23 protein-coding genes are annotated in these 21,354 nt (G+C 71.8%); 11 read left to right on the forward strand and 12 right to left on the reverse strand.

Annotated features, from left to right (window positions below; translation table 11 throughout):
* The first annotated feature begins 17 nt into the window (after positions 1-17).
* From BIV23_RS00715 to BIV23_RS00735, 5 genes are all read left to right on the forward strand, one after another.
* Positions 18-1,370 (forward strand): ferredoxin reductase family protein, encoded by a 1,353-nt coding sequence (locus tag BIV23_RS00715; RefSeq protein ID WP_071378712.1) that lies wholly within the window; start codon positions 18-20, stop codon positions 1,368-1,370.
* 10 nt (positions 1,371-1,380) lie between these two features.
* Entirely contained in the window at positions 1,381-1,878 is a 498-nt protein-coding gene (locus tag BIV23_RS00720; RefSeq protein WP_071378713.1) for an FMN-binding protein, read from the forward strand.
* 68 nt (positions 1,879-1,946) lie between these two features.
* Entirely contained in the window at positions 1,947-3,329 is a 1,383-nt protein-coding gene (locus tag BIV23_RS00725) for a ferredoxin reductase family protein (RefSeq protein WP_071378714.1), read from the forward strand.
* A gap of 17 nt (positions 3,330-3,346) precedes the next feature.
* Positions 3,347-4,153 (forward strand): FMN-binding protein, encoded by an 807-nt coding sequence (locus BIV23_RS00730; RefSeq protein ID WP_071378715.1) that lies wholly within the window; start codon positions 3,347-3,349, stop codon positions 4,151-4,153.
* Positions 4,154-4,157: 4 nt separating this feature from the next.
* Positions 4,158-4,949 (forward strand): FAD:protein FMN transferase, encoded by a 792-nt coding sequence (locus BIV23_RS00735; RefSeq protein WP_071378807.1) that lies wholly within the window; start codon positions 4,158-4,160, stop codon positions 4,947-4,949.
* Between the two features lie 65 nt (positions 4,950-5,014).
* On the opposite strand, the gene BIV23_RS00740 is transcribed toward BIV23_RS00735, so the two are convergent.
* The 7 genes from BIV23_RS00740 to BIV23_RS00765 form a co-directional block, all read right to left on the reverse strand.
* Positions 5,015-5,560 carry an arginine repressor gene (locus tag BIV23_RS00740; RefSeq protein WP_071378716.1) on the reverse strand — a complete coding sequence of 182 codons (546 nt, stop codon included), beginning with the start codon at positions 5,558-5,560 and terminating at the stop codon, positions 5,015-5,017.
* A 7-nt stretch (positions 5,561-5,567) separates the two neighbouring features.
* Positions 5,568-6,773, reverse strand: a complete 1,206-nt coding sequence (locus BIV23_RS00745; RefSeq protein ID WP_071378717.1) for an acetylornithine transaminase — start codon at positions 6,771-6,773, stop codon at positions 5,568-5,570.
* Positions 6,770-7,672, reverse strand: a complete 903-nt coding sequence (argB, locus tag BIV23_RS00750; protein WP_071378718.1) for an acetylglutamate kinase — start codon at positions 7,670-7,672, stop codon at positions 6,770-6,772. Before argB ends, BIV23_RS00745 begins: the two co-directional genes overlap by 4 nt.
* Entirely contained in the window at positions 7,669-8,847 is a 1,179-nt protein-coding gene (gene argJ, locus BIV23_RS00755; protein WP_071378719.1) for a bifunctional glutamate N-acetyltransferase/amino-acid acetyltransferase ArgJ, read from the reverse strand. The genes argB and argJ overlap by 4 nt, the downstream gene beginning before the upstream one ends.
* Complete coding sequence (locus BIV23_RS53045) at positions 8,844-8,972, reverse strand: hypothetical protein (protein ID WP_281250069.1); 129 nt, start codon at positions 8,970-8,972, stop codon at positions 8,844-8,846. The genes argJ and BIV23_RS53045 overlap by 4 nt, the downstream gene beginning before the upstream one ends.
* Positions 8,969-9,997, reverse strand: a complete 1,029-nt coding sequence (argC, locus tag BIV23_RS00760; RefSeq protein ID WP_071378720.1) for an N-acetyl-gamma-glutamyl-phosphate reductase — start codon at positions 9,995-9,997, stop codon at positions 8,969-8,971. Before argC ends, BIV23_RS53045 begins: the two co-directional genes overlap by 4 nt.
* A 113-nt stretch (positions 9,998-10,110) precedes the next feature.
* Positions 10,111-10,713: an ABATE domain-containing protein gene (locus tag BIV23_RS00765; RefSeq protein WP_245790267.1), complete on the reverse strand. Its 603-nt coding sequence runs from the start codon at positions 10,711-10,713 to the stop codon at positions 10,111-10,113.
* A gap of 98 nt (positions 10,714-10,811) precedes the next feature.
* Between BIV23_RS00765 and BIV23_RS00770 the strand changes: the two genes are divergently transcribed.
* Both BIV23_RS00770 and BIV23_RS00775 read left to right on the forward strand, forming a co-directional pair.
* Complete coding sequence (locus BIV23_RS00770; RefSeq protein ID WP_071378721.1) at positions 10,812-12,044, forward strand: cysteine desulfurase; 1,233 nt, start codon at positions 10,812-10,814, stop codon at positions 12,042-12,044.
* 77 nt (positions 12,045-12,121) lie between these two features.
* Entirely contained in the window at positions 12,122-12,577 is a 456-nt protein-coding gene (locus tag BIV23_RS00775; RefSeq protein ID WP_071378722.1) for a DUF6314 family protein, read from the forward strand.
* On the opposite strand, the gene BIV23_RS00780 is transcribed toward BIV23_RS00775, so the two are convergent.
* The 3 genes from BIV23_RS00780 to BIV23_RS00790 form a co-directional block, all read right to left on the reverse strand.
* Positions 12,559-13,152 carry a histidine phosphatase family protein gene (locus tag BIV23_RS00780; RefSeq protein ID WP_071378723.1) on the reverse strand — a complete coding sequence of 198 codons (594 nt, stop codon included), beginning with the start codon at positions 13,150-13,152 and terminating at the stop codon, positions 12,559-12,561. The two genes, BIV23_RS00775 and BIV23_RS00780, sit on opposite strands and share 19 nt — an antisense overlap.
* Before the next feature lie 114 nt (positions 13,153-13,266).
* Positions 13,267-13,704 carry a GNAT family N-acetyltransferase gene (locus tag BIV23_RS00785; RefSeq protein ID WP_071378724.1) on the reverse strand — a complete coding sequence of 146 codons (438 nt, stop codon included), beginning with the start codon at positions 13,702-13,704 and terminating at the stop codon, positions 13,267-13,269.
* 167 nt (positions 13,705-13,871) lie between these two features.
* Positions 13,872-15,305: an aminotransferase-like domain-containing protein gene (locus tag BIV23_RS00790; protein WP_071378725.1), complete on the reverse strand. Its 1,434-nt coding sequence runs from the start codon at positions 15,303-15,305 to the stop codon at positions 13,872-13,874.
* Here BIV23_RS00790 and BIV23_RS00795 point away from each other — a divergent pair.
* A complete protein-coding gene (locus tag BIV23_RS00795) occupies positions 15,304-16,215 on the forward strand; it encodes a DMT family transporter (RefSeq protein WP_079172837.1) in 912 nt (303 codons plus the stop codon). The two genes, BIV23_RS00790 and BIV23_RS00795, sit on opposite strands and share 2 nt — an antisense overlap.
* Before the next feature lie 18 nt (positions 16,216-16,233).
* Entirely contained in the window at positions 16,234-16,434 is a 201-nt protein-coding gene (locus tag BIV23_RS00800; RefSeq protein WP_071378726.1) for a DUF1918 domain-containing protein, read from the forward strand.
* A 1-nt stretch (position 16,435) separates the two neighbouring features.
* On the opposite strand, the gene BIV23_RS00805 is transcribed toward BIV23_RS00800, so the two are convergent.
* On the reverse strand, positions 16,436-17,677 hold the full coding sequence (locus BIV23_RS00805) for a glycoside hydrolase family 10-like protein (protein WP_177239629.1): 1,242 nt from the start codon (positions 17,675-17,677) through the stop codon (positions 16,436-16,438).
* A gap of 169 nt (positions 17,678-17,846) precedes the next feature.
* On the opposite strand from BIV23_RS00805, the gene BIV23_RS00810 reads away from it, so the two are divergent.
* Positions 17,847-18,719 (forward strand): 3-hydroxybutyryl-CoA dehydrogenase, encoded by an 873-nt coding sequence (locus BIV23_RS00810; RefSeq protein ID WP_079172838.1) that lies wholly within the window; start codon positions 17,847-17,849, stop codon positions 18,717-18,719.
* Between the two features lie 919 nt (positions 18,720-19,638).
* On the opposite strand, the gene BIV23_RS53775 is transcribed toward BIV23_RS00810, so the two are convergent.
* On the reverse strand, positions 19,639-19,944 hold the full coding sequence (locus BIV23_RS53775) for a hypothetical protein (RefSeq protein ID WP_177239631.1): 306 nt from the start codon (positions 19,942-19,944) through the stop codon (positions 19,639-19,641).
* A gap of 287 nt (positions 19,945-20,231) precedes the next feature.
* Between BIV23_RS53775 and BIV23_RS45440 the strand changes: the two genes are divergently transcribed.
* Positions 20,232-21,281 (forward strand): DUF4238 domain-containing protein, encoded by a 1,050-nt coding sequence (locus tag BIV23_RS45440; RefSeq protein ID WP_079172839.1) that lies wholly within the window; start codon positions 20,232-20,234, stop codon positions 21,279-21,281.
* Positions 21,282-21,354 lie beyond the last annotated feature (73 nt).

Consider the following 21,354-nt stretch of genomic DNA (forward strand, 5'->3'; position numbering starts at 1 on the left):
GAAAGGGCGTTGAACCTATGACCTCGGTCGATACGCGACGGACGGCCCCGCCCGTGCCCGTGGCCGCCCGGCGCTCCCCCGCGGGACCCGTGCTGGCCGTGCTGTGGGCCGGCGCGGCGGGCGCGGCGGCGCTCTGGTGGACCGGAACCGGGTCCGTGGTCGGCTCGGCCGGCTGGCTGACCGGCGCCGGGCGGCTCGCCGGGCTGCTGTGCGGGTACGCCTGCGCGGTGCTGGTCGGTCTGATGGCGCGGGTGCCGCTGCTGGAGAAGCGGGTCGGCTCGGACCGGGTGGCCCGCTGGCACGCCATGGCGGGCCGCTACACGGTGTGCCTGCTCACCGTGCACATCGGGCTGATCCTCGCCGGGTACGCGGCCCAGGACCACGCCTCGCTGTGGCACGAGACGGTGAGCGTCGTCCTGGACTACCCGGACATGCTCAAGGCCACGGCCGGCACGCTGGTCCTCTTCGCGGTCGGCATCACCTCGGCCCGCGCGGTGCGCCGCCGGACGAGCCACGAGTTCTGGTACTACGTCCACCTCCTGACCTACGCGGCCGTCTTCCTGGTCTTCTTCCACCAGGTGTCGCTGGGGAACGAGTTCAACGGGCAGCCGGTGCCGACGGCGCTCTGGTACGCGCTGTACCTGGGCGTCGCGGCCCTGGTGCTGTGGTTCCGGATCCTCGCCCCGGTGCGGCTCAACCGGCGACACCAGCTGCGTGTGGACTCGGTCCACACGGAGTCACCGGGTGTGTACTCGGTCGTCGTGCGCGGGCGGCATCTGGACGAGCTCGGCGCGCGGCCGGGGCAGTTCTTCCGCTGGCGGTTCCTCGCCGAGGGCCTGAGCTGGACGTCGACGCCGTACTCCCTGTCGGCGCCGGCGCGCCCGGACCGGCTGCGGATCACCGTCAAGGCGCTCGGCGACCACAGCGCGGGCGTCGCCCTGCTGCGGCCCGGTACCCGGGTGTGGGCCGAGGGTCCCTACGGCTCCCTGACCGCCGACCGCGCCACCAGCCACCGTTCGCTGCTGATCGCGGCCGGGGTCGGTGTCACCCCGCTGCGGGCGCTGTTCGAGACGCTGCCCGGCGAGGTCACGCTGCTGTACCGGGCGCGCGGGTCCGAGGACCTGGCGCTGGGCGGCGAGCTGGAGGCGATCGCCCGCTGGCGCGGCGCGCAGGTGCTGTACGCGCTGAACGGGGCGGGCGGGGAGCGGCCGGACATCTCGGCCGGGTCGCTGCGCGCGACGTTCCCCGGGATCGCCGGCCACGACGTCTACCTCTGCGGCCCGCATCGCTTCATGCAGGACGTGTACGAGGCGCTGCGGGCGGCCGGGGTGCCGGACCGCCGTATCCACCACGAGTCGTTCGAGCTGTGAGGACCCTGACGTGCACGCCTTGAAGAAGAACCGTCCGCTGCGCCGGATCGTGCTGGCCGGTGCCGCGACGGTGTCCGGGATGGTGCTGCTGCTGGCGCTGAAGCCGCACACGAGTCCCACACTGGCCTCGACCGGCGCCAAATCGCCCGCGGTGTCCAGCGGTTCGGCCCCCTCGGCGTCTTCGAGCGGTACCGGTTCGGGCGGCGGCGCCGCCTCGGGCAGGAGCACCGGCGACAGGACCGTGACCGGTGAGACCGTCCAGACCCGCTGGGGTCCGGTCCAGGTGCGGGTCACGATCAAGAGCGGCAGGATCACGGACGTGACGGCCGTGCAGTACCCGCAGGACAACCCGCGCGACCAGGAGATCAACAGCTACGCGCTCCCCCAGCTGCGGCGCGAGGCGCTGGCCGCGCAGAGCGCGCAGATCGACATGGTGTCGGGCGCCTCGTACACCAGCACCGGCTACCGGCAGTCCCTCCAGTCCGCGCTGGACTCGGCGGGCCGCTGAACACGCGGCGCATGCGGCACGTATCTGAGGGCCAAGGGCCGACTCCCCCGAGTCCCCACGGAGGAACCGTGAGCACCACCCTCGCCGGCGGCCGTGCCGCCCGCCGTCAGACGATGCGCCGCATCCGCCCGCGCCGCTCGCCGGCCGTCCCGTTGCTGCTCGCGGTGTGGGCCGGCGCGGCGGCGGTGCTGTGGCTGTGGTGGCACAACACGCCGTCCGTCGCCGACGACACCGGCCGCATCCTGAACGCGGGCCGGATCACCGGCCTGCTCGCCGGCTATCTGATGGCGCTGGTCGTGCTCCAGATGGCGCGCGTCCCGGCGCTGGAGCGGCGGGTCGGCTCGGACCGGGTCTCCCGCTGGCACGCGATGAGCGGCCGCTACACGCTCTGCCTGATCGTCGCGCACGTCTTCCTCACGATGTGGGGGTACGCGCGCCAGGCGGGCAAGTCGCTGAACGACATCGTCCAGCAGACGATCGACTCGATCAACCAGCTGCCCGATGTCGGCAAGGCGGCCATCGGCACCGGCCTGTTCGTGCTGATCGGGCTGACCTCGATCGGCCCGGTGCGCCGCCGGATGCCGTACGACACCTGGTACCACGTCCATCTGCTGACGTACGCGGCGGTGTTCCTGACGTACTGGCACCAGCTCACCACCGGCAACGACTTCGCGGTCCAGCCGATGGCCAAGACCTTCTGGTACGGCCTGTACGGCACGGTCACCGCGCTGGTGCTCTGGTACCGGGTGCTCACCCCGATCCGGCTGAACCTGAAGCACCGGATGCGGGTCGAGGCGGTCATCGAGGAGACGCCGGGCATCGTGTCGGTGCTGATCGGCGGGCGCAAGCTGCACCGGATGGGCGCGGAGGCGGGCCAGTTCTTCCGCTGGCGGTTCCTGGCGCCCGGGATGCGCTTCAGCTCGCACCCGTACTCCCTGTCGGCGGCGCCCCGTCCGGACATGCTGCGGATCACCGTGAAGGCGATCGGCGACCACAGCGAGCGGCTGCGCGAGCTGACGCCCGGCACCCGGGTGTGGGCCGAGGGGCCGTACGGGGCGATGACCGCGCAGCGCCGCAGCCGGGGCAAGGTGCTGCTGGTCGCGGGCGGGGTCGGGATCACGCCGATGCGGGCGCTGTTCGAGACGCTGCCGGGCGCGGCGGGTGACATCACCCTGCTGTACCGGGCCAACACGACCCAGGATCTGGCCCTGTGGGACGAGCTGGCGAAGATCGCCGACGAGCGGGGCGCCCGGCTGATGTACGCGGTGAACAGCCCGGAGGGCGAGCGCCCGGACATCTCCGCGGAGAGCCTGGAGCGGAAGATCCCGGACATCGAGCGGCACGATGTCTTCATGTGCGGACCGGCCGGGTTCGCGCAGTCGGTGTACGAGGCACTGCGCGGTGCGGGGGTTCCCGCCCGCCGCATCCATCACGAGTCCTTCGAGATGTGAGCGGGAGCTACGGAGACATGAGGAAGAGCCACCCGGTCCGACGGGTCGTCCTGGCCACCGCCGCGACCGTGTCCGGTGTCGTGCTGCTGCTGTCGCTGAAACCGTCGTCGGATCCGACGGCGGCCGCGGCGGGTACGGCGCCGCAGCAGGCCGCCGGGGCGCGGCAGTCGCCCCAGGGCGCCACCCGGCCGGCCGGTGCGGCCGGCGGCACCGTGACGGGGGACGCGACGCAGACGCAGTACGGCACCGTGCAGGTGCGGCTGACCGTCGCGGGCGGGAAGATCGCCAAGGCGGAGGCGGTGCAGGCGCCCAAGGGCGGGCTCAGCGACCAGAAGACCGCGATGGCCGTCCCGAAGCTGAACCAGGAGGCCGTGGCGGCGCAGAGCGCGCAGATCGACGCGGTGTCCGGGGCGACGTACACGAGCAACGGCTACAAGAAGTCGCTCCAGTCGGCGCTGGACAGGATGAAGTCCGCTGCGGCGCCCGCGCCCTCGGCGTCGTCCCCCGCCGCATCCGGGGCCAGGTCCGGTTCCGGTGCCGCGCAGGCCCGTTCGGTCACCGTCACCGGGAAGGTCGCGCAGACCCAGTACGGCCCCGTGCAGGTGCGGATCACGATGAGCGGCGGCAGGATCACGCAGGCGTCGGCGGTGCAGGCGCCCAAGGGCGGCCTCAGCGACCAGAAGACCGCGATGGCCGTCCCGAAGCTGAACCAGGAGGCGGTCGCGGCCGGGACCGCGCACATCGACACGGTGTCGGGCGCGACCTACACCAGCACCGGCTACCGGCAGTCGCTCCAGTCGGCGCTGGACCAGGCCGGTGGCTGAGGCGATGACCGGGCCGGCCGAGGCTCCCGCCGCGGTGCGTCACGCGGAGGAGGTCATGGGGACCGTCTTCTCCGTCGACGTCCGCGGCGGGGAACCCGACGCGGTGCGGGCCGCGCTCGCCGAGGCGGTCGCGGGCCTGCACCGGGTCGACGCGCTGTTCTCCACCTACCGCGAGGACAGCGAGGTCTGCCGGCTGGCCCGGGGCGAGCTGACCCTCGCGGACTGCGCTCCCGAGATGGCCGAGGTGCTGGACCTCGCGGCCGAGGCGGAGCGGGTGAGCGAGGGCTGGTTCAGCCCTCGCTACCAGGGCTCGCTCGACCCCACCGGCATCGTCAAGGGCTGGTCCGCCGAACGGGCGGCGCGGCTGCTGGCGGAGGTGGAGGGGGTGTGCGGGGTCAGCGTGAACGGCGGCGGTGACGTACAGCTGCTCGGCGCTCCGGAGCGGGAGCGCCCGTGGCGGGTCGGGGTGGCCGATCCGCTCCGGCCGGGCGGGCTCGCGGCGGTGATCTCGACGACGGGGGTGGACGAACTGTCCGTGGCGACGTCGGGGACGGCCGAGCGGGGCGCCCACATCGTGGATCCGCGCACCGGACGGCCGGCGGTGACGGACCTGGTGGCGGTGACGGTCGTGGGACCCCGTCTGACCTGGGTGGACTGCTGGGCCACGGCGGCGTTCGCGATGGGCTCGCGGGCCGGTCTGGCCTGGCTGGAGTCCCTGCCGGACATCGAGGCCCTGCTGATCACAGCCGGCGACGAGGTGCGCTGCACCGCAGGACTGGCGGCGAGACTGGGCTGACGACGACGGCTGCTCCCGCCTGTCCGCTTCACCGGCCGTGCTCGCCCCGCCCGCCGCTCCCCGGCTCAGTGCCCGTTCTGCGCCAGTTGCAGCATGTGGTCCGCCAGCGCCTGACCGCCGGTCGGGTGCCGACTGATCAGCATCAGGGTGTCGTCACCGGCGATGGTGCCGAGGATGTCGTGCAGTTCGGCCTGGTCGATGGCCGAGGCGAGGAACTGGGCGGCGCCCGGCGGGGTGCGCAGGACCACGAGGTTGGCGGAGGCCTCGGCGGAGATCAGCAGCTCCTGGGACAGGCGCCGCATCCGCTCCTCCTTGGCCGACTCGCCCAGCGGCGCGCGCGGCGTGCGGAATCCGCCCTCGCTCGGCACCGCGTAGATCAGGTCGCCGTCGGTGTTGCGGATCTTCACCGCGTTCAGCTCGTCGAGATCCCGGGAGAGCGTCGCCTGGGTGACGCTCAGCCCGTCGTCGGCGAGCAGCTTGGCCAGCTGGCTCTGCGACCGCACCGGCTGCCGGTTGAGGATGTCCACGATCCGGCGGTGCCGTGCGGTGCGGGTCTGCGGTACGGCGGGCCCGGCGCCCGCCGTCTGCTCGTGGTCCTGCGCCTCGCTCATCGTCGTCTCATTCTCCGGATCGTCCGTCCCCGTGCTTCGGGTCCGCTGCGTCGAGGATGCCGGGCAGCGCCTGGAGCAGCGCACCCACCTCGTCGTCGCGGAGGTTCAACGGCGGCATGAGCCGTACGACGTCCGGGGCGGGCGCGTTCACCAGGAACCCGGCCTCCTGGGCCGCCTGCTGCACCTGCGGTGCGCGCGGCCCGGTGAGCACGATACCCAGCAGCAGGCCGGCACCCCGAACACAATCGATCAACGGGTGGCCGAGCGCCTCGATTCCCTCGCGCAGCGCGGCGCTCTGCCGCTTGACGTTCTCCAGCAGGCCCTCGCCCGCGATGGTGTCGAGGACGGCCAGTCCGGCGGCGCAGGCGACCGGGTTGCCGCCGAAGGTCGTGCCGTGGTGGCCGGGGCGGAGCAGTTCGGCGGCCCGGCCGAAGGCCACCGTGGCACCGAGCGGGAGTCCGCCGCCGAGCTGCTTGGCCAGGGTGACGACGTCGGGGAGCACGCCCTCGTGGGCCTGGTACTCGAACCAGGTGCCGGTGCGGCCGATGCCGGTCTGCACCTCGTCGAGGACCAGCAGGGCGCCGGTGGCGGCCGTGATCGCGCGGGCGGCCTTGAGGTAGCCGGCCGGGGGGACGACCACGCCGTTCTCGCCCTGGATCGGCTCGATGACCACCAGGGCGGTCTCCTCGGTGACCGCGGCGGCCAGCGCCTGCGCGTCGCCGTAGGGGACGTGGGTGACGTCGCCGGGCAGCGGCCGGAACGGGTCCTGCTTGGCGGGCTGTCCGGTGAGCGCGAGGGCGCCCATCGTACGGCCGTGGAAGCCGCCCTCGGTGGCGACGACGTGGGTCCGCCCGGTGAGCCGGCCGATCTTGAAGGCGGCCTCGTTGGCCTCGGCGCCGGAGTTGCAGAAGAAGACCCTGCCCTCGCGGCCGAAGAGCTGCAGCAGCCGCTCGGCGAGCGCGACGGTGGGCTCGGCCATGAAGAAGTTGGAGATGTGGCCGAGGGAGCCGATCTGCCGGCTCACCGCCTCCACGATCGCCGGATGGGCGTGGCCGAGGGCGTTGGTGGCGATGCCGCCGACGAAGTCGAGGTACTCGCGGCCCTCGGCGTCCCACACCTTCAGGCCCGCACCGCGCACCAGGGGCAGCCGGGGCGTGCCGTAGTTGTTCATGAGCGCGCCCTGCCAGCGCGCGGTCAGCTCCTGGTTGCTCATGGCTCCCCCTGTCCGTCCGGCACGACCATGGTGCCGATGCCTTCGTCGGTGAAGATCTCCAGCAGGATCGAGTGCTGGACCCGGCCGTCGATGACGCGGGCGGTCCGCACGCCGTTGCGTACCGCGTGCAGGCAGCCCTCCATCTTCGGCACCATGCCGGAGCTCAACTCCGGCAGCAGCTTCTCCAGTTGGGAAGCGGTGAGACGGCTGATCACCTCGTCGGAGTTCGGCCAGTCCTCGTAGAGTCCCTCGACGTCGGTGAGGACCATGAGGGTTTCGGCGCCCAGAGCAGCAGCGAGTGCCGCAGCCGCCGTATCAGCATTGACGTTGTAGACATGTCCGTCGTCCTGACTGCGGGCGATGGAGGAGACGACCGGGATACGGCCGTCCGCCAGCAGGGCGTCGATCGCGCCCGTGTCGATGTCGGTGATCTCGCCGACCCGGCCGATGTCGACCGGTTCGCCGTCGATCTCGGGGATGTGCCTGGTCGCGGTGATGGTGTGGGCGTCCTCGCCGGTCAGGCCGACGGCCAGCGGGCCGTGCTGGTTGAGCAGGCCGACCAGCTCCCGCTGCACCTGCCCCGCCAGCACCATCCGTACGACGTCCATGGCGTCCTCGGTGGTGACGCGCAGGCCCGCCTTGAACTCGCTGACGATGCCGTGCCGGTCGAGGGCGGCGCTGATCTGCGGGCCGCCGCCGTGCACGACGACGGGCTTGAGGCCGGCGTGGTGGAGGAAGACGACGTCCTGGGCGAACGCGGCCTTCAGCTCCTCGTCGACCATGGCGTTGCCGCCGAATTTGATGACGACGGTCCTGCCGTTGTGCCGGGTGAGCCAGGGCAGGGCCTCGATGAGGATCTGGGCCTTGGGGAGCGCGGTGTGTTTGCGCGTCGAGGTCATGAGGAGTAGGCGCTGTTCTCGTGGACGTAGTCGGCGGTCAGGTCGTTGGTCCAGATGGTCGCGGTCTCGGTGCCCGCGGCGAGGTCGGCGGTGACGCGCACCTCGCGGTAACGCATGTCGACCAGGTCGCGGTCCTCGCCGACGGAACCGTTCTTGCACACCCAGACGCCGTTGATGGCGACGTTCAGCCGGTCCGGTTCGAAGGCGGCGCCGGTGGTACCGATCGCGGAGAGGACGCGGCCCCAGTTGGGGTCCTCGCCGTGGATCGCGCACTTGAGGAGGTTGTTGCGGGCGATGGAGCGGCCCACCTCGACGGCGTCCGCCTCGCTGGCCGCGTTGATCACCTCGACCTTGATGTCCTTGCTGGCGCCCTCGGCGTCGCCGATGAGCTGCCGGCCGAGGTCGTCGCAGACGGTCCGTACGGCCTCGGCGAACTCCTCGTACTGCGGGGTGACGCCGGAGGCGCCGGAGGCGAGCAGCAGCACGGTGTCGTTGGTGGACATGCAGCCGTCGGAGTCGACGCGGTCGAAGGTGACCCTGGTGGCGGCGCGCAGGGCGCGGTCCAGGGTCGCGCTGTCGAGGTCGGCGTCGGTGGTGAGGACGACGAGCATGGTGGCGAGGCCGGGCGCGAGCATGCCGGCGCCCTTGGCCATGCCGCCGACGGTCCATCCGTCCTTCGTGACGACGGAGGTCTTGTGGACGGTGTCGGTGGTCTTGATGGCGATCGCGGCCTTCTCGCCGCCGTGCGGGCTGAGCTGGGCGACGGCCTTGTCGACGCCGGGCAGCAGCTTGTCCATCGGCAGCAGGACGCCGATCAGGCCGGTGGAGCAGACGGCGACCTGGCCGGGGGCGTGGCCGCCGGTCCGGTCGTGCCCCGCGGTGTTGAGGGACTCGGCGACCTTCTCGGCGGTGGCGTGGGTGTCCTGGAAGCCCTTGGGGCCCGTACAGGCGTTGGCGCCGCCTGAGTTGAGGACGACCGCGGTCAGCTCGCCCGCCTTGAGGACCTGCTCGGACCACAGCACCGGCGCGGCCTTCACGCGGTTGGAGGTGAAGACACCGGCGGCGGCGCGGCGCGGTCCGTCGTTGACCACGAGGGCCAGGTCGGGGTTGCCGTTCTCCTTGATCCCGGCGGCGACGCCCGCCGCCGCGAATCCCTTGGCTGCCGTCACACTCACTGTGTCTCCTTGTTCGCTTCTCCGCCCGTGCAGCGCAGCGGTGCGGCCTTCTCCCCCAGTGCCTCAAGGGCCTGGAAGGTGCCCCCAGTCGTCTGCCGCCCGGCGGCTGCACGTGCGTCGCTCACGGCGCGACTCCGATCGTCGTCAGCCCGGTGGTCTCGTCGAGACCCAGGGCGATGTTCATGCTCTGGACGGCACCGCCCGCGGTGCCCTTGGTGAGGTTGTCGATGGCGCTGATCGCGATGATGCGGCCCATGGCCTCGTCGTACGCGACCTGCACCTGAACGGCGTTGGAACCGTGGACGGACGACGTCGCGGGCCACTGGCCCTCGGGGAGCAGGTGGACGAACGTCTCGTCGGCGTAGGCCTTCTCGTAGGCGGCCCGCACGGACTCCGCGGTGACACCGGGCTTCGCCGCTGCGTTGCAGGTGGCGAGGATGCCGCGGGGCATCGGGGCGAGGGTCGGCGTGAAGGACACCGCGACCCGCTCGCCCGCCACGCCGCTGAGGTTCTGGATCATCTCGGGGGTGTGCCGGTGGCCGCCGCCGACGCCGTACGGCGTCATGGAGCCCATGACCTCGCTGCCGAGCAGGTGCGGCTTGGGGGCCTTGCCCGCGCCGGAGGTGCCGGACGCGGCGACGATCACCGCCTCGGGCTCGGCGAGTGAGGCCGCGTAGGCCGGGAACAGGGCGAGGGAGACGGCGGTGGGGTAGCAACCGGGCACCGCGATGCGCTTGGACCCCTCCAACGCGGCGCGGGCACCCGGCAGTTCGGGCAGGCCGTAGGGCCAGGTGCCGGCGTGCGCGGAGCCGTAGAACCGCTCCCAGTCGGCCGGGTCCTTCAGCCGGAAGTCGGCGCCCATGTCGACCACGAGGACATCGGGGCCGAGCTGCTCGGCGACCGCGGCGGACTGCCCGTGCGGCAGCGCCAGGAAGACGACGTCGTGTCCGGCGAGCGCCTCGGCCGTGGTCTCGGTCAGGACGCGGTCGGCCAGCGGCAGCAGGTGTGGCTGGAGCGCGCCGAGCCGCTGGCCGGCGTTGGAGTTTCCGGTCAGGGCACCGATCTCGACCTCGGGGTGCGCGAGGAGCAGCCGCAGGACCTCTCCGCCCGCGTACCCGCTCGCTCCGGCCACCGCCGCACGTACCGCCATGTCCATCCTCCTCGTGATGGCATGACTATACGTAGCGCCGCAGTTTTATGCAATTACTTTCGCCGCCCGCGCGGGACCTGCCCGGTTCGCGGCACCATGCCCGAGCGGCCGTGTCACGGAGCCGCACCCTTGCGGGCCGCGTAGGCGCGGGCCGCGCGGACGCGGTTGCCGCATTTGGTGGTGCACCAGCGGCGGGCGCCGTGGGAGCGCAGGAACCAGCGGGCGCAGCCCTGGGCGGCGCACTCGGTGAGCTGGCCCGCGTCGGCGCCGGTGAGCAGGTCGGTGGCGTCCTCGGCGAGGAGCGAGAGGGCGGCGGCGGCCGGGTTGCCGGTGTCGGGGACGTCGGCGCGGTGGGGGCCGTCGGCGGTCCAGACGAGCCGCGGGGTGGCGGGGGCGGCCGCGAGAGCGGTGTTCAGGGCGTCGAGGGCGTCGGGGGCCGGAGGCGCTGCGGCGGCGCGGGCCTCGAACAGGGTGCGCAGCGCCTCACGGAGGGCGCGCAGCCGGCCGGACTGCCTGCCGTTCAGCTCCACCCGGTCGGACAGCAGCGCGTGCCGGACGAGCCACAGACGGGCGGCATCGGCGTCGTCGAGCAGGTCGACGCGGCCGTGGCTGACGGTGAACCGGGTGTTGACGAGCGCCAGCGAGACGTACCGGTCCTCGCCCGGGACCGGGAGCTGGTGCAGATAGACGGGGGCCTCGTGATCCACGGTCCCCATGCTAGCCGCCTCTCATGGCAATCCTTGCGATTCTCCGTGAGATGCGGTTAGCGTGCCTCACGGAGAATCGAATCAAAAACCGTGAGAGGTGAACCGTCGTGGCCTTCGACGTGGACGCGCTGCGCAAGGACTTCCCGATCCTGGAGCGGACCCTGGACGGCGGCGTCCCGCTCGTCTACCTGGACTCCGGGGCCACCACCCAGAAGCCCCTCCAGGTCCTCGACGCCGAGCGGGACTTCGCCCTGACCCGCAACGCGGCCGTGCACCGCGGCGCGCACCAGCTGGCGGGCGAGGCGACGGAGGCGTACGAGCAGGCCCGGGCGACCGTCGCCCGGTTCATCGGGGCCGCCGCCGACGAGGTGGTCTTCACCCGGAACACCACCGAGGGCATCAATCTCGTCGCCTACGCGCTGGGCAACTCCGGCCGGCTCGGCCCGGGCGACCGGATCGTGGTGACCGAGATGGAGCACCACGCGAACCTGGTCCCCTGGCAGCAGCTCGCCGAGCGGACCGGGGCGCGGCTCGACTGGTTCGGGCTGACCGACGAGGGGCGGCTCGATCTGTCCCGGGCCGACGAGCTGCTCGACGAGCGCACCACGGTGCTCGCCCTCACCCACCAGTCCAACGTCCTCGGCACGCTCAACCCGGTGCGTGAACTGGCCGACCGCGCCCACGCGTTCGGCACGCTGGTGGTCGTGGACGGCGCCCAGTCGGTGCCGCACCGCCCGGTCGACGTCACGGAGCTGGGCGCGGACCTCCTCGCCTTCTCCGGGCACAAGATGCTCGGCCCGAGCGGGGTCGGCGTGCTCTGGGGCCGGGCGGAACTGCTCGCGGACCTGCCGCCGTTCCTCACCGGGGGCTCGATGATCGAGATCGTGGAGATGGACCGCAGCACCTTCCTGCCGCCGCCCCAGCGCTTCGAGGCCGGCGTGCCGATGACCACCCAGGCGGTGGGGCTCGCGGCGGCGGTGGAGTACCTGGAGCGCCTCGGCATGGCGGAGGTGGCGGCGTACGAAGAGGTGCTCACCGCCCGCGCCCTGGCCCTGCTCGCCGAGATCCCGGGTGTGCGGATCGTCGGCCCCGCCGAGGTCACCGACCGGGGCTCGGCCGTCTCCTTCACGGTCGACGGCATCCACCCGCACGACGTCGGCCAGGTGCTGGACGAGCGGGGCGTGGCCGTCCGCGTCGGCCACCACTGCGCCCGCCCGATCGTGCGGCGCTACGGCATCCCCGCGACGACCCGGGCGAGCTTCTACGTCTACAACACCCCGGCCGAGGTGGACGCGCTGGCGGAGGGCGTCCGGGCGGCCCAGAAGTACTTCGGGGGGTGAACACACTTCGAACACACCGCAAGAGGAGGGGTGTGAACACGTCAATGGGCGGGCACCGTGCCCCGTAGGCTCGACGCATGGACGTGCAGCAGCGGTACTGGCCGGTCGCCGACGTGCTGGCCCATCTGGCCGGGCGCTGGCGCGTCGAGCGGAGCGTGCGGGATCTGACGAGCGGTGACGCGGGGCACTTCTCCGGGGTGACCGTCTTCAGCACACTGGACGGCGCCGGCGGGCTGCTGCACGAGGAGTCCGGGGAATTCACCTGGCGGGGCACGACCCGGTCCGCGACCCGGACGCTGCGCTTCCTGCCGGGGGCGGCGCCGGGCACGGCGGACGTGCGCTTCGCCGACGGGCGCCCGTTCCACGAGCTGGACCTCACGACCGGGCGGTTCGTCGCCGACCACCCGTGCGCGGCCGACCTCTACCGGGGCGAGTTCACCGTGCGGGACGCGGACCACTGGCGCACGGTGTGGCGGGTCGGCGGCCCCGCGAAGGACCTGCTGCTGACCACCGACTACGCGCGGGAGGGCTGAGCGGACACGCCGTCGAAGCGGAGGTTCCAGCGGCCCGCGCGGCCGGTGACGGTGGTCGTGGACAGCGGGCGCACGTCGATGTTCCAGTAGCTCGCGGGCGGCGCCTTCAGGGCGTAGACCAGGGCCGCGCGGACGACGCCGGGTTCGGCGACGGCGACGATCCGGCCGCCGTCCTGCGCCGGCCGGGTGTCGAGCCAGCCGCCGACGCGGGAGATGAAGGCCAGCAGGGACTCCCCGCCGTGCGGGGTGGCGCGCGGATCGGCCAGCCAGGCGTCCACCGCCGCCGGCTCGCGGGCCATCGCCTCACCCAGGGTCAGCCCGCGCCAGCGGCCCATGTCGCAGTCCCGCAGCGCGGGCTGGACCAGGGGCGTGTACCCGAGCACGTCGCCCGTGGCCCGGCTGCGCGGGGTCGGCGAGCAGTAGCGCAGCTCGGCACCGGCCAGCGGCAGCAGCTCCCCGGCGGCGCGCTGCACCTCGTCCCAGCCGGACCGGTCCAGCGGCCGGTCGTCGTCGAACCGCTCCGCGAGCAGCGGGGCGCTGCGCGCGGCGGCGACGAACGTCACCCTCAGTGGCATGCGGTGATGGTGTGCCGTCGGGGAGAACGGGTCAAGGGGTGTCCCCTGTGAGATACGACGACCGTGTGGATGCCGACGCCGGACTTCTTCACGAGAACCTCGCCGCGCCCGTCCTCACCCGAGGGGGTGGAGCATCCACCTGTCGGGGTGGTCCAGCGGCCGGAAGCCCGCCTTCTCGTAGACCCCGTGGGCGTCCTCGGTGGCGAGCAGCATGCGGCGCAGGCCGTACGGCTTCAGGTGGTCGCGGATGCGGCAGACGAACGCCGTGCCGACGCCCTTGCCGCGCACCGACGGGTCGACGTACACATCGGCGAGCCACGCGAACAGCGCCTGATCGGTGACCACGCGCGCGTACGCCACCTGTTCCCCCGAGGTCCGCTCGTACACGCCGAAGTTCAGCGAACCCGCCATCGCCTGCTCGTGCTTCTCGCGGGGGCGGCCGACCGCCCAGTAGGCGTCGGTCGACAGCCACCGGTGGACGCGGTCGACGTCGACGCGGGCGGTGTCGGCGCAGAACTCGTAGCCGCCAGGGAGGGCGGGAGTGTCGTTCATCGGGTGATCATCGCAGAGTTGTCCGTGGCGGCCGGTCCGGTGCGGTTCGGCGGCGTCCCGAAGGGGCGCGGGGCTCCCTCGATATGCGGCTCCGCCGCGTGGGCGCGACCGGCCACGACGGACCCGCGGATGACCGACGGCACATCGCGGCACGTCCAGCGGAGCGCTCAGAGCACCTCGGCACACGCCGCCCGCAGCCGCCGTACGCCCTCCGTGATCTCTCCGGTGCCGGCGACGGCCGCGAAGCTCAACCGGAGGTGGGCGGCGGGGGGTTCGGCACTGAAGTACGGGCGGCCGGGGGTGAGGGCGACGCCCGCGCGCAGGGCGGCCGCGGTGAGGGCGGTCTCGTCGGTGCCGTCGGGCAGGCGCAGCCAGAGGTGGTAGCCGCCGGACGGGATGTGCGGCAGGGCGAGTTCGGGCAGCCGCAGGGCCAGCTCGGCGGTCATGGCGTCGCGGCGCTCCTTCAACTCGGCTGAGATGAACCGCAGATGGCGGGGCCAGGCCGGGGAGCCGACGAGTTCCAGGGCCGCCTCCTGGAGCGGCCGGGGCACGAAGAAGCTGTCCACGACCTGGATGGCGCGCAGCCGCTCCAGCACGGGCCCGTGCGCGGCCAGGGCGCTGACCCGGAAGCTGGGCGAGGTCGCCTTGGTCAGCGAGCCGACGTGCACGACGACACCGTCCGGGTCGTCGGCGGCCAGCGGGCGGGGCAGCGGGCCCGCGTCGGCGTGCACGAGGCGCCGGACGAAGTCGTCCTCGACGACGAACGCGCCCGTCTCACGGGCGATGCGCAGCACCTCGGCGCGGCGCTCGGGGGCGAGCACGGCACCGGTCGGGTTCTGGAACAGGGGCTGGCAGACGAACACCCGGGCACCGCTCGCCCGGAAGGCGTCCGCGAGCAGTTCGGGCCGTACGCCGTCGGGGTCGACCGGCACCGGGACCGGGCGCAGTCCGGCGGCGCGGGCGATGGCCAGCATGCCGGGGTAGGTCGGTGACTCCACGAGGACGGGGGCGCCGGGCGGAGCGAGCGCGCGCAGGGCGGTGGCCAGCGCGGACTGGCCGCCGGCCGCGATCAGCACCTCGGCCGCGGTGACCGCCCCGCCGATGCCGCGCGCGAACCACTCCCGCAGCTCCGGCAGCCCCTCCAGCGGCGGCCGCCCCCAGGCACCCGGCCGGCGCCCGGCCCGGGCCAGGGCCGCCGCCATGGCGCGCTCCGGCTGGAGGGAGGGGTGCAGATAGCCGCCGCTGAACTCCAGCACCCCGGGCGGCGGAGCGGCCAGCGAGACCGTGACCCCGGAGGCGTCCACCGTGCGCGGGACGAGTTCGGGGGCGTTGTCGGCGCTCAGCGCGACCTCCTGCCAGGAGGTGTCCCCGGCCGGGGTCACGGCCGCGCGGGGCCGGGCGCGGAAGGCACCGGCGCCGGGCCGGGTGACCACCAGCCCCTCCGCGGCGAGCTGAGCGAGGGCCCGCGAGACGGTCACCGGGCTCACCCGGAACCGCTCGACCAGGGCCCGGCTCGACGGGAGCTTTCCATTCGGAGGGTAGCGATCGAGGTCCCGTCGGAGCGCTTCTGCCAGTTCATTGACGCTGCTACGCTGGTACATGAAGACACAGAGTAGCGCTACTGCATCCGCCCCGATAGCGGTGACCGCCCCGCAGGAGCGGGGTGGCGTCGGCACCGCCCTGGCCTTCCTCGGCGTCGCCTCCTTCTCCCTCACCTTCCCGGCCACCGCCTGGGGCCTGGAGGGGTTCGGCCCCTGGTCGCTGGTGGCCGCGCGCTGCGTCCTCGCGGCGCTCGTCGCGGGCGGCTGTCTGCTCGCTCTGCGCGTCCCCCTGCCGGAGCGGCGGCATCTGCCCGGGCTCGCCGTCGTCGCGGCCGGTGTCGTGCTGGGCTTCCCGATGCTGACCACGCTCGCCCTGCGGACCTCCACCACCGCGCACGCCGCCGTCGTGGTGGGGCTGCTGCCGCTGACCACCGCCGTGTTCTCGGCGCTGCGCACGGGCAGCCGCCCCTCGCGCCGCTTCTGGCTCGCCGCGCTCGCGGGCGCCGCGGCCGTGGTCGCCTTCACCGTCGCCCAGAGCGGCGGCTCGCTCACCGCCGCCGACGGCTATCTCTTCGGGGCCCTGCTGGTGTGCGCGGCGGGATACACCGAGGGCGGGCGGCTGGCCCGGGTGATGCCGGGCTGGCAGGTCATCGGATGGGCGCTGGTGCTGTGCGCACCGCTGACCGTCCCGGCCGCCGCGGTGGCGCTGGCGTACGAGCCCGTGCACCTCGCCTGGCACGGGATCGCCGGCCTGCTGTGGGTGGCGCTGGGCTCGCAGTTCCTCGGCCTGGTCGTCTGGTACCGGGGCATGGCGGTCATCGGCGTCCCGCGGGCCAGCCAGTTGCAGTTGGCGCAGCCGCTGCTCACACTGGTGTGGTCGGCGCTGCTGCTGGGCGAGCACTTCACGGCCGCCGCTCCCCTGACTGCTGTCGCCGTGCTCGTGTGCATCGCCGTCACCCAGCGGTCGTGAACGTGAGGAGGGCCCGATATGCGTGCTTCCAAGGGCGACAAGCTGGTCCAGCACGGCAGAGTGGTCGGCCAGCACGACCAGGAGTCCGAAGTCGTCGAAGTGATGGGCGAGAAGGGCGAGCCGCCCTATCGCGTCCGGTTCCCGGACGGACACGAGGCGATCATGTCGCCGGGACCGGACTGCCAGGTCAAGCACCAGAAGAACGCGCGACAGCAGTGACTCACCGCGGTGGTCTCGCCGATCGCCCGTAGTGGTCGGCGACCACGCGCGCCATCGCGCCGATCGGGTCGTCCGCCATGTCCTTGGCGGCGAAGAACACATGCCCGCGGACCTGCGGGTGGCGCGCGGCGAGGGTGAGGTGCCGGGACAGCTCGACGGGATCCTGCCAGGCCGCGGGCTGTCCGGCGGCGCCGGCCTTGTAGAGGGCCTCGCCGATGTAGAGCCGGGTCCCGGAGCCCTCGGCGACAGACGCCCACCAGTCGACCAGCTTCGCGTAGTCGGCGGCGGCGAAGCCGATGTTCCAGTAGATCTGCGGGACGATGTGGTCGATCCAGTGCTCGCGCACCCAGCGGCGGGTGTCCGCGTACAGGTCGTCGTACGTCTGCGTGCCCGCCCGGGTGTCCGAGCCGCGGGGATCGGTCGAGGCGTTGCGCCACACCCCGAAGGGGCTGATGCCGAACCGGGTGCCGGGCCGCACCCGCCTGATGCCGGTGGCCGTCTCCCGCACCAGCCGGTTGATGTTGTCCCGCCGCCACTCGGCCCGGCTGCCGAAGGCGCCGCCGTAGCGGTCGAAGGCCGCGTCGTCGTCGAAGGGCTGACCGGCGACCGGGTACGGGTAGAAGTAGTCGTCGAAGTGGACGGCGTCCACCGGGTACTTCGCGACCGCGTCGAGCATCGCCCGCCGGACGAAGGCGCGGACCTCGGGCAGACCGGGGTTGTAGTAGAGCCGGCCGCCGTAGGCCACCACCCAGTCGGGGTGACGGCGGGCCGGGTGCGAGGGGGCGAGCCGGTCCAGGTCGGTGTCGAGCGCGATCCGGTACGGGTTGCACCAGGCGTGCAGCTCCAGACCCCGGGCGTGGGCCTCGCGCACCGCCGTGCCCAGCGGGTCCCAGCCGGGATCGCGCCCCTGGGTGCCCGTGAGATACGCGGACCAGGGCTCGTACGGCGACGGCCACAGGGCGTCGGCGGTGGGCCGCACCTGGAACATCACGGTGTTGAGCCGGTCCCGGGCCGCCGTGTCGAGATACGCGATCAGCTCCCTGCGCTGGTCGGCGGCCGGCAGACCGGGCCGTGAGGGCCAGTCCCGGTTGGCGACGGTCGCGAGCCACACGCCGCGCATCCCGGCGCTCCCCCGCGGCCGGCGCCCGGGCCCCCCGGCGCGCGGCAGAGCGGCCGCGCCGGGCGCCGTGGCCAGGGTCGACAGCGCCGCCAGGGCGAAGGCCCGGCGTGACACGTGCCCCATCCGCACACCCCCATACGCTCCGGATCCGCGGCGTCACGGATCGTCCCGCGCTCCAGGATGCCCCCACCCGCGCGATCGATCATCGATACTTGGCGGTAACGTGCACGATCGGAGCAGGCACCGAAACCCGGGGGTCCTGCGAGTGCCGTAGATCAGCGAAGGGGTCGATGTGACGGGCATCCCAGCGGGAGACATCGCACGCGTCGGAGTCGTGGGCTGCGGCCAGATGGGCGCGGGCATCGCCGAGGTGTGCGCCCGCGCCGGACTGGACGTGAAGGTCGCCGAGACGACGGGCGAGGCCCTGGAGATCGGCCGCACCCGGCTGTTCAACTCCCTGGCCAGGGCGGCCGAGCGCGGCAAGATCAGCGAGCAGGAGCGGGACGACACCCAGGCGCGCCTGAGCTTCACCACGGACCTCGGCGAGTTCGCCGACCGCGACCTGGTGATCGAGGCCGTGGTGGAGAGCGAGCAGGTGAAGACGGAGATCTTCCAGGTGCTCGACCAGGTGGTGACCCGCCCGGACGCGATCCTGGCCTCCAACACCTCCTCGATCCCGCTGGTGAAGCTGGCGGTCGCCACCTCCCGCCCGGACCACGTGGTCGGCATCCACTTCTTCAACCCGGCCCCGGTGCAGAAACTGGTCGAGCTGATCCCGGCGCTGACCACCTCGGAGGGCACGCTCGGCCGCGCCCAGCTCTTCGCCGAGAAGGTGCTCGGCAAGCACGCCATCCGGGCCCAGGACCGCTCCGGCTTCGTGGTCAACGCGCTGCTCGTGCCCTATCTGCTGTCCGCGATCCGGATGTTCGAGTCGGGCATCGCGAGCCGCGAGGACATCGACAACGGCATGGAGATGGGCTGCGCCCACCCCATGGGCCCGCTGCGGCTGTCCGACCTGATCGGTCTGGACACCATCGTCTCGATCGCGGGCTCGATGTACGCCGAGTACAAGGAGCCCCTGTACGCCGCTCCCCCGCTGCTGCAGCGCATGGTCGAGGCGGGCCGGCTGGGCCGGAAGACCGGGTCGGGGTTCTACACGTACTAGCGAGTGCGGCGACGCCGCCAAGTGGCGCTGTTCCAAGGCGAGTTCACCCGGACCAGCACCCATGGCGGCGCTGCCGTGGGGTGCCTCTCGCGGCGCCCGCCAAGTCCTCATCCGCGCCTCCTCGCCCAGTCCATGCGGACTGCACGGGGACACGGCCTGGTGAGCGGCATCGACCGACACCAAACCGGCCCTGAACTGGGGCTTTATGTCTTTCGAAGCTGTCAGGGTCTTTCCCGCTTGCTCAGCGGAAAATCCCTGGAAAGTCCCTGGGACAGAGCTGAAAGTCCCTGAAAAGTCCCTGGTTCAGAGCGGGCCGTCCAGCGCTTGCGAGCCCCGCGCGGGGGTCGCGGGCAACTGCATTCGAACCCGGGACCTGCGCAGTACCAGACCGTGAGCGTTCGCGCCACCTGGTGCCTGGTCGCGCTGCTGAGTGATGTTTTACCTGATCAGAGCGCGTGCAGCTGGTTGTTCTGTGCCACCTCGTATTACGTCGTCCAAAGGCGTCCGGCCAGGAGGGGCACTGCTGACGACGAGAAGAGAGGCCACCCGGGTTGTGAGGCCTCCCACAGTGCCTCCTGCGACCGCCCCGACCTGGTTGGGAGCATCTCCCGCAGGCGCCGAGAGCACTTCGAGCTGAACGAGCACCTGTACGACGTGGGGCCATCCCTCGCAGGCGCGCAGAGCAGTGTGAGGGCATCGCTAGCCGCCGTCTCGCGCCGGGGCCATCCCCGCAGGCGCAGGGATGGCCCCGTCTGGGATTCCGTCCTGGTGTCGTGGTCAACTGCTCCCCGCGCGGGGCCCCCGTTCTACTACCTCATGGCTCAGATGGCACAGTGGTCCCCGTGCTTGCAGGGATGGTCTTCGCGGCACCTACGCACACCGAGACCGGGCCGCTGATCAGCCTTTCTCCACAGCTTGTTCAGCGGTGGCACTCCACCTGTCGGCCGCCGCGCAGGCCCTGGCCATCGCCACCCAGATCGTCCAGGACGGATGAAAGATCCACGAAGGCGCTCCCAAGACCGATTCGGGCGTCCGTCTCATCGCCCTGGACGACGAGACCTTCGAGGTCCTCCAGGCCCACAGGCTCCGCCAGGAACGCGACCGCGAGGAGTGGGGAGAAGGCTGGCAAGACACCGGCCGACTCCACGATCTGCGCTATGCCGCCGCCGCACTCATGCTGGCGGCAGGCGTGGACGTCAAGGTCGTCAGCGAGACGCTCGGACACTCGCGACATCTACCAGGCGGTCCTGGACGACCCTGGCCCGCGACGCAGCCGAACTGGTCGTGCAGCTCGCGCCCCGCACTCACGGCCCCCATCCGGCGACAGTCCCGGATAACCCAAAATGACCGGGGTCCTCACCCTGCCGAATATGCAGTCGCCCAAGCGGCCGGCACGGAAGACAAGAAGAGCACTGCTTGACGATGACGGGCAACGAGCGGCTCCGGTCAGCGGGTATCTGACTGGAGCCGCTCCGTCTGCTCCGTAGGTGCACGGTTGCCTATGCTGTCCGCATGCTCCGAGGACCGCTGCCACCCCTACCCACACCTGACGTCATCCAAAGGCGAATAGAGATATTGAGGGCGAAGGCAAGCGTTTCCGTGCATGCCCAACACCTGGTGTCAGGAGTCATGCTCCGGCAGTTTTCTGCCCCGATTGGCCAGGGCGGCGCCCCACAGGTCTATTCGCTCAATCTGGAATACCCGCATGCCAAAATCCGGGGACGAGGACTTGAGGAGTGTGGGCAGGCTCCAATAGTCGATTTCGTAAAGTTCGAGTCGGGATCCATGGAGACGGTCTGGGGGCGAGTCGAGAACGCGGCAGGCGGAACGTTCGCCGCAGTTCGCGACGGCCATGGACTGGATCCGGTGCATCTTGATCGACTGCGCAACCTCGTGGCCATCCATCACGCTAGGAGCATTCAGTACTACACGCTGTTTCAGGACAACTGGCTCCACGCCGCCGAGCAGGCGAGACGCTTCTGGCAAGGTTACCCGGCAGTGCTCGACGCCATCGCCACCTCACAACTCGGCCTTCCTGGCGGTGACAGTCACAGCCGCGAACGTGCCTTTCAGGACCTGCACGCCCCCATCGCCAAGTGGGTTGAAACGGGGATCCTGTTTCGTGCCATGTTGGAATCCCGTTACTGGCGCACACGTTACTGGATGAAGGGCCACGGTATTGAGATCCTCACGCCATCCCATGGCAGCGAATTCATCGTAGGCGACATCCCAGCCCTGACGATCAAGAAAGGGATGCCCAACGCCGGAGTCAATGGCGGAATCGGCTACGTCTTCGCCGACGCGATTGTTCTTCCAATTTCGCCGAAGTATGCACTCCGCGTTATTGACGGACCAAGTCGCTACGTCGAAATTGACGAGGACGAGGTTCGCGAATTCAATGCCTGGCAGGTGCGCGCCGCCTTCAGCCATGTGCATCTGCGCCCCGGCAGCGGATTGGAAGATTACATACAGCTGGTAGAAAGGCCACTGCCCTCCACGGGGGTCTACCGCGACTTGTACCAGACGTGCAAGGCAGCAAACCAACGTGACCGTAGAGCCTGACCATGCGAAAAACTCGCCCATGGCACCAGGAACCGCAGTACAGAGATTCCCGGCCAGGAGGCCCTGGGGTGGT

Origin of the sequence: Streptomyces monashensis (assembly GCF_001866665.1) — a bacterium.
In the GTDB taxonomy this organism is placed as follows: Bacteria; Actinomycetota; Actinomycetes; order Streptomycetales; family Streptomycetaceae; genus Streptomyces; species Streptomyces monashensis.

Bases quoted from the DNA above. Each gene is read 5' to 3' on its own strand.
- argC (WP_071378720.1), bottom strand. From the start codon at position 9,997: ATGGCGGTACGTGCGGCGGTGGCCGGAGCGAGCGGGTACGCGGGCGGA.
- BIV23_RS00740 (WP_071378716.1), bottom strand. From the start codon at position 5,560: ATGAGCGAGGCGCAGGACCACGAGCAGACGGCGGGCGCCGGGCCCGCC.
- BIV23_RS00715 (WP_071378712.1), top strand. From the start codon at position 18: ATGACCTCGGTCGATACGCGACGGACGGCCCCGCCCGTGCCCGTGGCC.
- argB (WP_071378718.1), bottom strand. From the start codon at position 7,672: ATGACCTCGACGCGCAAACACACCGCGCTCCCCAAGGCCCAGATCCTC.
- BIV23_RS45440 (WP_079172839.1), top strand. From the start codon at position 20,232: ATGCTCCGAGGACCGCTGCCACCCCTACCCACACCTGACGTCATCCAA.
- BIV23_RS00790 (WP_071378725.1), bottom strand. From the start codon at position 15,305: ATGTACCAGCGTAGCAGCGTCAATGAACTGGCAGAAGCGCTCCGACGG.
- BIV23_RS00795 (WP_079172837.1), top strand. From the start codon at position 15,304: ATGAAGACACAGAGTAGCGCTACTGCATCCGCCCCGATAGCGGTGACC.
- BIV23_RS00745 (WP_071378717.1), bottom strand. From the start codon at position 6,773: ATGAGCAACCAGGAGCTGACCGCGCGCTGGCAGGGCGCGCTCATGAAC.
- BIV23_RS00785 (WP_071378724.1), bottom strand. From the start codon at position 13,704: ATGAACGACACTCCCGCCCTCCCTGGCGGCTACGAGTTCTGCGCCGAC.
- BIV23_RS00775 (WP_071378722.1), top strand. From the start codon at position 12,122: ATGGACGTGCAGCAGCGGTACTGGCCGGTCGCCGACGTGCTGGCCCAT.
- BIV23_RS00730 (WP_071378715.1), top strand. From the start codon at position 3,347: ATGAGGAAGAGCCACCCGGTCCGACGGGTCGTCCTGGCCACCGCCGCG.
- BIV23_RS00780 (WP_071378723.1), bottom strand. From the start codon at position 13,152: ATGCCACTGAGGGTGACGTTCGTCGCCGCCGCGCGCAGCGCCCCGCTG.
- BIV23_RS00805 (WP_177239629.1), bottom strand. From the start codon at position 17,677: ATGGGGCACGTGTCACGCCGGGCCTTCGCCCTGGCGGCGCTGTCGACC.
- BIV23_RS00800 (WP_071378726.1), top strand. From the start codon at position 16,234: ATGCGTGCTTCCAAGGGCGACAAGCTGGTCCAGCACGGCAGAGTGGTC.
- BIV23_RS00765 (WP_245790267.1), bottom strand. From the start codon at position 10,713: ATGGGGACCGTGGATCACGAGGCCCCCGTCTATCTGCACCAGCTCCCG.
- BIV23_RS00735 (WP_071378807.1), top strand. From the start codon at position 4,158: ATGACCGGGCCGGCCGAGGCTCCCGCCGCGGTGCGTCACGCGGAGGAG.